This is a genomic window from Natroniella acetigena, assembly GCF_023227745.1.
GTDB lineage: Bacteria > Bacillota > Halanaerobiia > Halobacteroidales > Halobacteroidaceae > Natroniella > Natroniella acetigena.
Genome location: NZ_JALKBX010000074.1, coordinates 1 through 10,500 on the forward strand (window position 1 = coordinate 1; position 10,500 = coordinate 10,500).

Below are 10,500 nucleotides of genomic sequence, written 5' to 3' on the forward strand. Positions count from 1 at the left end.
GTTTTTAGCCCTCTCGAAACTGATTTTGAAGTTTATTGGTTGCAGATTTTAATTTTAAAAGTGAAACTATATATCAAATAAATTTTATTTTAGAGTTGTTTATCTGCAAGTGTAACTCTATTTGAATGAGAGGATGGGAAGCTACAGTATGAGAAGACGGGGCCAAGAATTAATTGGATTGCCAATAGTTGAGTTAGAAGAAGGAGAGCTTGTTGGTAAGCTAGTAGATATTAATTTCTCTCCAGAACAAAAGCAACTAGTGGGAGTTATAGTTGAAAATAAAAGAATTTGGAAGCAAGCAAGATTGATTCCTCAAGAAAAGTTACATATTTTAGGGAAAGATATTATTATTATTGAGAATAAAAGGGATTTAACTCAAGCGGAAAAGAGTCTTGAAAGTTTGAATTCTGGAGCAAAGGTTATGGGTAAAGAAGTCATAACAGAGCAAGGAGAGGTTTTAGGATTAGTTGAAGATGTTCTTGTTGATCAAGGACAGAATTTAGTGGGTTATGAATTGACCGATGGGCTAATTCAAGATATCTTAGCTGGAAGAAAGATTATTCTGTTTGATGAAATTGAGTTGACTTATGGGCGGGATATTATTATTGCAACTAAGAGTGAATAATTATTTTTATCTGTTGGAGGGAGCTAAACTGAAAAGAAAGAAGGTTATCTTATTAGTTTTTCTATTATTATTAATAATCTTTTTATATCAGGTAAGGGTTATTTTGTTGCCTTTTGTCCTAGCAATATTATTGGCTTATTTAATTAATCCGATCATCAATAAATTAATTGATAATAATTTACCAAGATTAGGTGCTTTAATCTTTGTTTTTGGAGTTATAGGAACAGTTTTAGGGTTAAGTGGTGCTATCTTAGTTCCTGCTTTAATTGAAGATTTAGAGATTCTGGCTGATAAATTACCAGTTTATATTCAAAGGTTGCAGGAGATAATCGATACAATTAATAGACGATATGAACAGTTTAATTTACCACCAACAATTAATCTGATCCTAATCAGGGTTGTTGATAGAGTGGAAGAGCTCAGTCTGCAATTTATTGAACGAACCAGTCAAACAATTATTGGGCTTGTTTCTAGAATGTTGAGTTTATTATTGGCTCCTGTTCTTTCTTTTTATATTTTAAAAGATTTGAGTTCAATGCGGCGAGTTGGATGGTCATTAATCCCTAGAAATTATCGAACAGGATTACAAAAGTTATTAGAAAGGATTAATCTTGTTCTATTCTGTTTCCTAAAAGGACAATTAATTGTTAGTTTATTAGTAGGTGTATTAGCAATTTTAGGTTTATATATATTAGAGGTTAAATTTGCATTATTGCTGGGGGTTTTTGCTGGAGTCACAAATGTCATTCCTTATTTTGGCCCTTTTATTGGAATTTTGCCAGCAGTAATAGTTGCTTCTTTTGATTCTTTTCAATTGGTATTATGGGTTATTGTATTGTTCTTTATAATTCAGCAATTAGAAGGTAACATCATCTCCCCTAAAATTATGGGAGATGAATTGGGCTTACATCCGGTTTTGATTATCTTTTCATTATTGGCTGGAGGAGAGTTGTTTGGAGTTGTAGGGATGTTAATTGCTATTCCTACTGTAGCAATCATTAAAGAAGTGCTTAATTATCTATTTTATGAAATATTAATTGCAGTTGACAATAGATAGCATTTTTAGTATTATGTAATTTAAGTTTGATTTAAGTTAATAGTTGCTTTAATTAGTTTTTGTAAGTAATTAAAAATAAATAATTTGTAATTTTGTTAATAGGGGGTTGTTGAAATGATTGAGATGAGTAGTACTCAAATAAGACAGAAATTTTTAGATTTTTTTGCTGATAAAGGACATCAAGTTTTACCAAGTGCTCCATTAGTTCCTCAAAATGATCCTACATTATTATGGATTAATGCTGGGATGGCACCATTTAAAGATTATTTTAATGGAAGTGCTACACCACCTAATTCTAGAATTGTTACTTCACAGAAATGTATTCGAACTAATGATATTACAAATGTAGGAAAGACTGCACGTCATCATACTTTCTTTGAAATGTTAGGTAACTTTTCTTTTGGAGATTATTTTAAAGAAGAGGCTATTGACTGGGCTTATCAGTTTTTGACTGAGGAGTTAGGGTTAGAAGAGGATAAGTTGTGGATTTCTATTTATAAAGATGATGATCGTGCTTTTGAGATTTGGCATCATGAGATTGGTGTTCCGCAGGATCGAATTGTGAGAATGGATAAGGATGAAAACTTTTGGGAAATTGGGATTGGCCCGTGTGGTCCATGCTCTGAGATTCATTACGATCGTGGAATAGACTTTGGATGTGATGATGGGTGTGAATTAGGTTGTGATTGTGACAGATATTTAGAGGTTTGGAATTTAGTATTTACCCAATATAATAAGACTGTAGATGGAGAGTATTTAGATCTGCCAAATAAGAATATTGATACTGGAGTTGGACTGGAAAGGTTAGCTTCTTTATTACAAGAGGCTCCTACTAATTTTGAAACAGATCTATTTATGCCTTTGATAGAGTTTATTACTCAAAATTGTGATGTAGAGTATGGTCAATCTGAAGAGACCGATCTGTCAATTAAGGTGATTGCTGATCATATCCGAAGTATTACTTTTGCTATTGGAGATGGTGCTTTACCTTCAAATGAAGGTAGAGGTTATGTTGTCAGAAGGGTATTAAGAAGAGCAGTGCGGTATGCTAAGGTATTAGGTTTAGAAGTTCCTTTCTTACATAAAATTGTAGCAATTGTAGTTGATATAATGGGTGAGCATTATTCTGAGTTAGTTAAACGAGAAGAGCAGATTATGAAGATTATTAAACAAGAAGAACTTCGTTTTGAAGAAACATTGGAACAAGGAATGAATATTTTAGATGAAGTTATTGCTGAATTAGAAGAAGATGGCTTAAAGCAAATCCCTGGTGATAAAGTATTTATGTTGTATGATACTTATGGTTTTCCTGCAGAGCTAACGGAGGAGATTGCTCTTGAACAAGGATTTGAAGTTGATCATGATGGATTTGAAGAAGCTATGCAACAGCAGCGTAATAGAGCTAGAGAAGCTAGGGAAGACTATGATCAAGGTCATAGTGAATTGGAATTATTTAAAGGTTTAAGAGATGAATTAGGGGTAAGTAAATTTATTGGGTATGACCATAAAGCAGCAACAACAGAAGTGTTAGCAATCGTTAAAGATGAGCAAGAAATTACAAAGATAACTACAGGGGAAGAGGCTAAAATCATTCTAGAAAAGACTCCTTTTTATGCAGAGAGTGGAGGTCAAGTTGGGGATCAAGGGATTATTAAGACTGATTGTGCTAGTTTAAAAGTAATAGAGGTTCAGGAAGTTGCTGATATAATTGTTCATCAAGTTGAGTTAGAAAGAGGAAGTTTAGAAGTAGGAGAAGAAGTTGAGGTTGAAATTGCTTCAGGATTAAGAGCGGCTACTGCTAGAAACCATACTGCTACTCATTTGTTGCAACAGGCTTTAAAGGAAGTACTAGGAGACCATGTTAAACAGTCAGGTTCATTAGTAACTCCGGAGCGATTGCGATTTGATTTTACTCACTTTGAAGCTGTAACTGAAGAGCAGTTATGTAAAATAGAAGAAATAGTTAATCAAAAAGTTATAGCTAATCTAGCAATGGTGACAGAGAAGATGGAGTTAGAAGAAGCAAAACAACTGGGAGCAACAGCTCTATTTGGAGAAAAATATGGAGAGCAAGTTAGAATTGTTAAAATAGGAGATTATAGCTTAGAGTTATGTGGTGGAACACATGTAGATTATACTGGAGAGATTGGGTTCTTCAAGATTTTAGATGAATCAGGAATTGCTGCTGGTGTCAGAAGGATTGAAGCTGTTACTGGTCAGGCAGGATTAAATTATGTTCAACAGCAAGAAGATATGATTGCTGATTTAGCTGATAAATTAAGGGCCAATCCAGCTGAAGTTGTAGATAAGGTTGACAGTTTACAAAATAAAGTAAAGAGCTTACAAAAAGAGATTACTGGTTTAAAAGACAAATTAGCTTCTTCGCAAAGTGAAGATTTAGCTTCTCAAGCTGAAGAGATCAATGGAATAGATGTAGTGATAGATGAGGCAGATGGATTGGATAATACTGGATTAAGAAAGATGGGGGATAATTTGAAGCAAGAGCTTGATTCTGGAATAATTATCCTAGGATCTAAATTGAAAGAAAAGGTAGTTTTTGTAGCTATGATAACAGATGATCTAGTAGAGCAAGGATATCATGCGGGAGAGATTATTGGACAAGTTGCTCAAGTTGCTGGTGGTGGTGGAGGTGGTCGACCTACTATGGCTCAAGCTGGTGGTAGTCAGCCTGATAAATTAACTGCTGCCTTAGAAAAGGCGCGAGAGATTATTGCAGGTGTATAAATTGAATTTAGGTTGATTATATTGAGAAAAAGTATTAATCAATTTATATAATTAACAGGAAAAGTAGAGTGTATAAAGAATATATGTAGTAGGAAGACTATTAATAGTTATTGAGGTGAATATAATGAGTGATATGGATAAAACTATGATGTTTAGAGTAGAAAAAGATGATGAGAATGAAGTAGCTATGATTTTAAGAGATGTTTATCAAGCTTTAGATGAAAAGGGGTATGATCCGATTGATCAAATTGTAGGGTATATTTTATCAGGTGATCCTGCTTATATTACTAGTTATCGGCAAGCTAGAAGTAAGATTAGAAAGTTTGAGCGGGATGAACTTATCGAGGAGTTAGTTAAGAGTTATTTGAAATAGTGGAGTGATTAAATGAAAAGAGCAGTAATCTTATTTGGAATAATAGTGATGATGATTTCTTTTTCAATGATCGGTAGTGCTAGTGGAAATGAAAGTAGTTTTGTCTTGTTTGTAATGGATGGAGTTGACATTACTGAATTACAAGAGATAGAAACACCGAATTTAGATTATTTAAGTTCTATTGGAGCAGTAGGTCTAATGAATACTAGAACGGCTGGTGGACTGGAAGCTACAAATACTTATTTAACACTTGGTGCTGGAGAGAGAGCTCAAGTAGGTAGAGCTGGTTTTTTAAATTTTAATTTAATTGAAAATTATCAAGAGAGTAATGTTGAAGAGCTACATCATAGAAGAATAGGCCAATTAGATACTGATTTTGAGATTGTAAACACTGAATTTGCTCGAATAATCGCAGAGAATAGGTCTGGAGAATACCAACCAGAGGTTGGGAAGCTAGGAACTTTATTATCAGAAGCAGGGGCCAAGGTTAGTGTATTAGGAAATGCAGATGTGTTACAGCAGCCACGACGACATATAGGGTTACTAGGGATAACTGAATATGGAGTTATTAATCAGGGGGATGTTGGTCCGATGATGAGCCTTAAATCGGATCAACATCCTTCTGGTTTTGTAACTGACCAAGGTTATTTATTGCAGGAGTTTGATTATTATTATCAAGATAGTGATTTAATTATTGTTGAGTCTGGTGATACCTCTAGAATTGAAGCTATCGATTATTTGTTAACAGCTGAAAGGTACCAAGAAGCCAAGCAAGAAGCAGTCAAAAGAGTTGATGCTTTATTAGGGGAGATTATTACTAGAGTTGATTTAGAAGAGGATCATTTATTTGTTGTAACCCCGACCCCTTCTAAGCAAGGAATTAGAGCAGGGGATAGGTTGACAGTGGCTTTAGGTGTTGGCCCTAAAATCGAAGCAGGATTATTGACTTCAGGGACGACAAGGAGGGCTGGTTTAATTACTAATCGTGACTTAGCTAGCACCATTTATAATTATCTAACTGCACAAAATGCTAAACTGAGTGGGAGAGTAATTAATACTATCAGTTCTGATCAGTCAATAGATTATCTACAAAGATTGAATCAAATGATTAAGACCACTTTCAGTTGGCGACCTACTTTAATTAAGGGATTTATTTTATTACAGATTATTACTTTGGCTGTGGCAGGTAGTTTGATTTTAGTTAAGAATAATAAATTTAATCTAAAGCAGATCATTAAGTACTTGATTGTGACTATTTTATTGCTACCTAATCTCTTTTTGTTATCTAGATTTTTTGTGTTGCAAGAGATGATAATTGTTGTTGTAGGTTGGATTATATTCAGTTTAGCTGTAAGTTATTTATTAATCAACCAGACTGCTAATCACTTAAAAGTGATACTAGTACCAGCACTAGTAATGACAATCTTATTGGTAGCTGATTTATGGACCGGAGGAAGATTGATTAGATTGTCAATTTTAGGTTATTCACCTATAATTGGGGCTAGGTTTTATGGAATTGGAAATGAATTTATGGGGGTTTTAATCGGGGCCAGTGTGATTGGATTGACTACTGTAAAGGAGATTAAATTACAAGTTTCCAATTTAATCTTATTGTTCTTGTTTGGGCTATTGGTCTTGACGGTTGGTCATCCTCAGTTAGGGGCCAACTTTGGCGGGTTGATTACAGCAATAATTGTCTATAGTATCACTTATTTTAAATTACAAGGTTATGATTTAGATTTAAGGTTAGGTTTGAAGATAGGTTTAATCTTAATAGTGCTTGTAGGATTGATCATAATTATTGATTTGAGCGGACACTTTGGTACTAAGACTCATTTGGCCCAGGCAGTTTCAGGAGGGCCTAGAAATCTATTGATAATTATGTCTCGTAAATTAAGTATGAATTTTAAGTTATTGAGTTGGACCATTTGGAGCAAAGTTTTACTTTCTTTTATCTTGATTTTAATCTTATTATTTAAAAAGCCTCAAGGGATGCTAAAAGAGATATTGAAATCATATCCTAATTTAGCTGCTGGTTTCAATGGGTTATTAATTGGAAGTATTATTACAATGTTAATTAATGATTCAGGAGTAGTAGCTGCTGCTACGTTATTATTATATCCTGTCTTTTCGTTATTGTATTTGGTATTAAAACGAATAAAATTAAATTAAAAAAAAGGAGATTGCCTTTCTATGGATAATAATGTAATAAAAAGGAAGGTGATCATGATTCTTTCTAAAATAAGTAAATTATTAAAAAGTGAAGAAGAGGGTGAAGGGTTTAAGTATCGGTTAGCTTTAGATATAGGTACTGAATATGTGAAAGCAGTTGTAATTAAATTTAATTGTAACATTTCTGAAATTATTGGTTATGGACAAACTAAACAAGATTACTCCAATATGGAAGGTGGAGCTATTTCTAATATCGAAGAAGTAGTCAAAGTCTGCTATCAGGCTATTGAAGAGGCAGAAAAGATGGCGGAATTTAGCCCACAACAGATTGCAATTGGGATTGCAGGAGAATTTGTTAAGGGGATAGTTACTGATGTTAAGCGAAAACGCCCGTTGCCGAAAAGAAAGTTAAAGAAAAAAGAGATAGATAATCTGGTCAGCAAAGGTCAAAAGGAGGCTTTAGAGTTGGCCCAAGAGGAATTATTGGCAGATGTAGGATTAAATAATATCAAAGTAGAGTTGGTCAACTCTTCTGTTGTTGAGATGAAAGTAGATGGCTATAAGGTAACAAATCCCGAAGAATTTCAAGGTAAAAATTTAGAAGTCAGCATCTTCAATACTTTTGCCCCTTTAGTTCATGTAGGAGCTTTGAAGACAGTTGCTAAACGATTAGGATATGATTTAATAGGAATTATTGCTGAGCCATTTGCAATTGCAAAGAGTATTATGAGTAATGAAGCTTATGAATTTGGGGCAATTGTGATTGATATTGGTGGGGGAACAACAGATGTTGCTTTAATTAGAAATGGTGGAATTGAAGGGACTAAAATGTTTGGTTTTGCAGGACGAGATTTTACTAAGATATTAGCTAGAAATTTAAATTTATCTCTAACAGAAGCTGAAGAATTAAAATTAATGTATTCTTTAGAGAAGCTAGATACCGATATAATGGAGCAAATAGAAAGTATATTAAAGAGTAACTTTGATTTATTATATGAAGGAATTGAAGTTGCATTAAAGGGATTGGCCTCTGCAGAAGCTTTACCCCAAAAGATATATTTATGTGGTGGTGGTAGTGCTTTAAGAGGGCTGGTTAGTGGAATTGAAGCAAGGAAATTATATGAGAATTTACCCTTTTTCAAAAAGCCGCAGATTAAATTACTAAAACCAGATGATATTGAAGGAATTACGGATCGAGTTGGCTTAACAGAAATAGAGAATGTTACCCCGAAAAGTTTAGCTTTGCAGACAACTTTATTTCAGGGTTTGAAGAAAGAAAATTTATGGGAAAAAGTAGTGTCTAACTTTGCTTAGATGAGAGGGGATGAATATGCTGGAAGATTACACTAAAATATACATAGATCCTGAAGAACCGTTGAATTCATTGTTAGATAAAATTCAAACTGTTGAAAGTGATATATTGGTGGTTATTATTCATAAAAAGTCATCAATCTTCGTAGGACAAGTTAATTTAGAATTGATTAAGAATTATTCTCAACGGGCAGGGAAAAGGTTAATTTTTATAAGTAATGTTGCTAAAACTAGAAAGCTACTGACTAAAGTTGGATTTAAGGTTTATTCTGATTTAGAAGAACTTGAGGCAGATGAAGAGAGTAAAGAAGAAGTTGAAACTCAAGAAAGAAAATCTTTATTAGCTGAAGATGAGAGTCAGTCTGCTGATCAACAGAGTAAAAATAGTTTACTTAAAAAGCTTATTGGTTGTGGGGCGGGACTTTTATTATTAGGTTTAGTTTGGTTTTATTTTGCCTTTTCAGTAGCTACTGTAGAAGTTACTCCAGTCTTTGAAGCTAAAAATTCATCTCATCAAGTTAGGGCAGTTAAGGGAGTAGAGGGAATTCAGTTAGCTGAAAATAAGATACCTTTAGTAACTGAAGAGGTTAAAATAGGTAAGGAGCTGGAAGTTCAAACAACTGGTCAACAAAAAATTGGAGTTGAAAGAGCTACAGGAGTTTTAGCTTTGATCAATGATACTCGCCAAGAAGTAGTTTTTCCTGCTGGGACTGAAGTGGCTACTCAAAATGGAATTAAATTTAGAACTGTAGATCGAGTAACTATACCTCCAGCTGAAGTAGATAAGTTTATGGGTACTGTAGTAGGGATGAGAGCTGGTAGGGCAGAAGTTAATATTGAAGCAGTTAATAAGGGCGTAGGTGGGAATGTGAGCCAAGGAAGAATTGTTGAACTTATTGGAGGTTCATATCCTATAACAGTTGTTAACCCTGAGGATACACGAGGAGGAGAAGATGAAGAGGTTAGAGTTGTTACTAAAGATGATCTTGAAAGAGGGTTAGAGAAGTTAGAAAGAGAATTAAAAGTTGAGGTTGAAGATAGATTTGAAGATAAGTTTTCAAATGGTTTTCTTTTCTTTTCAGAGTATCTTGAGAATGAAAGTGAAAATATTGTAGTTGAAGCTGAAGTAGGAGATATAAGGGATAAATTGCGAATTGTTAGTAATATAAAAACAACTGGTTTGGCAGTGAAAAAAGAAGAATTAAAGGAGTTAGTCTTAGAATTATATCAAAGTAATCTTACTGATAACTTTAAATTAGCTGACTCACAGGTTATAATTGAAGAGATAAGTATAGAAGAAATTAATTCTCAAGAAATTATATTGAATGTAGAAAGTAGTGGACAAGTTAAGGGGGAAATAAATGAAGACAAGCTGTTTAATAATTTAGTAGCACAAGAAATTGTTGAAATAAAAAATATTTTTGATAAAATGGAAGAAATAGCTGATTATACAATAGAAGCAAATGGACGATCTAGTTTACCAAGATTTAGTTTTGGGATTGATTTAATAATTAATGAGCCACAGAAGTACTGAAGGGAGTAGCTAATATGAGAATAATGGGATTGGACTTAGGAGATAAAAAGACCGGGGTAGCAGTCAGTGATTCTTTAGGATGGACAGCCCAAGGAAAGAGTGTGATTGAAGCTAAATCAGTAGCAGAGAAATTAGATTATATTTGTTCTTTAATTGAGCAATATAATATAGAGGAAGTAATAGTGGGATTACCTAAGAATATGGATGGTTCATTAGGGCCAAGAGCTGAGAAGGTATTGGATGTTGTAGAGCGGTTAGAAGAGAGAATCGATCTTCCAGTAAAAACTTGGGATGAGAGGTTATCAACCGTTGCAGCGGAAAGAACTTTACTTGAAGCAGATTTGAGTAGGAAGAAGAGAAAAGATGTAATTGATAAGATGGCTGCGGTGGTTATTTTACAGAATTACTTAGATAGTAAAAATCCGTAGAAGGATTTTTACATCTACGGAGAGTCCGCAGGACTCGGAGGAGAAAGTAGAAAGTAAATTTACAATGTAGGATTGCCAATGTACAATTAAACTTAAGTAACAAAGGGTAATTAAAAATCCGTAGAAGGATTTTTACATCTACGGAGAGTCCGCAGGACTCGGAGGAGAAAGTAGAAAGTAAATTTACAATGTAGGATTGCCAATGTACAATTAAACTTAAGTAACAAAGGGTAATTAAAAATCCGTAGAAGGATT

8 protein-coding genes are annotated in these 10,500 nt (G+C 33.8%); all 8 read left to right on the top strand.

What is annotated here, in order from left to right; genetic code table 11:
* The first annotated feature begins 133 nt into the window (after window positions 1-133).
* The 8 genes from MWH25_RS11845 to ruvX all read left to right on the top strand — a co-directional run bounded on the left by MWH25_RS11845 (window position 134) and on the right by ruvX (window position 10,245).
* Window positions 134-625: a PRC-barrel domain-containing protein gene (locus tag MWH25_RS11845; RefSeq protein WP_248627861.1), complete on the top strand. Its 492-nt coding sequence runs from the start codon at window positions 134-136 to the stop codon at window positions 623-625.
* Window positions 606-1,682, top strand: coding sequence for an AI-2E family transporter (locus MWH25_RS11850; RefSeq protein ID WP_248627862.1), 1,077 nt, complete (start codon window positions 606-608; stop codon window positions 1,680-1,682). Before MWH25_RS11845 ends, MWH25_RS11850 begins: the two co-directional genes overlap by 20 nt.
* A 114-nt stretch (window positions 1,683-1,796) precedes the next feature.
* A complete protein-coding gene (gene alaS, locus MWH25_RS11855) occupies window positions 1,797-4,427 on the top strand; it encodes an alanine--tRNA ligase (RefSeq protein WP_248627863.1) in 2,631 nt (876 codons plus the stop codon).
* 124 nt (window positions 4,428-4,551) lie between these two features.
* Window positions 4,552-4,800: an IreB family regulatory phosphoprotein gene (locus MWH25_RS11860; RefSeq protein ID WP_248627864.1), complete on the top strand. Its 249-nt coding sequence runs from the start codon at window positions 4,552-4,554 to the stop codon at window positions 4,798-4,800.
* Window positions 4,801-4,812: 12 nt separating this feature from the next.
* Window positions 4,813-6,972: a hypothetical protein gene (locus MWH25_RS11865; protein ID WP_248627865.1), complete on the top strand. Its 2,160-nt coding sequence runs from the start codon at window positions 4,813-4,815 to the stop codon at window positions 6,970-6,972.
* A 21-nt stretch (window positions 6,973-6,993) separates the two neighbouring features.
* Window positions 6,994-8,286 carry a cell division FtsA domain-containing protein gene (locus tag MWH25_RS11870; protein ID WP_248627866.1) on the top strand — a complete coding sequence of 431 codons (1,293 nt, stop codon included), beginning with the start codon at window positions 6,994-6,996 and terminating at the stop codon, window positions 8,284-8,286.
* Between the two features lie 16 nt (window positions 8,287-8,302).
* Window positions 8,303-9,817 (top strand): baseplate J/gp47 family protein, encoded by a 1,515-nt coding sequence (locus MWH25_RS11875; protein WP_248627867.1) that lies wholly within the window; start codon window positions 8,303-8,305, stop codon window positions 9,815-9,817.
* 14 nt (window positions 9,818-9,831) lie between these two features.
* On the top strand, window positions 9,832-10,245 hold the full coding sequence (gene ruvX / locus MWH25_RS11880) for a Holliday junction resolvase RuvX (RefSeq protein WP_248627868.1): 414 nt from the start codon (window positions 9,832-9,834) through the stop codon (window positions 10,243-10,245).
* Window positions 10,246-10,500: the final 255 nt, after the last annotated feature.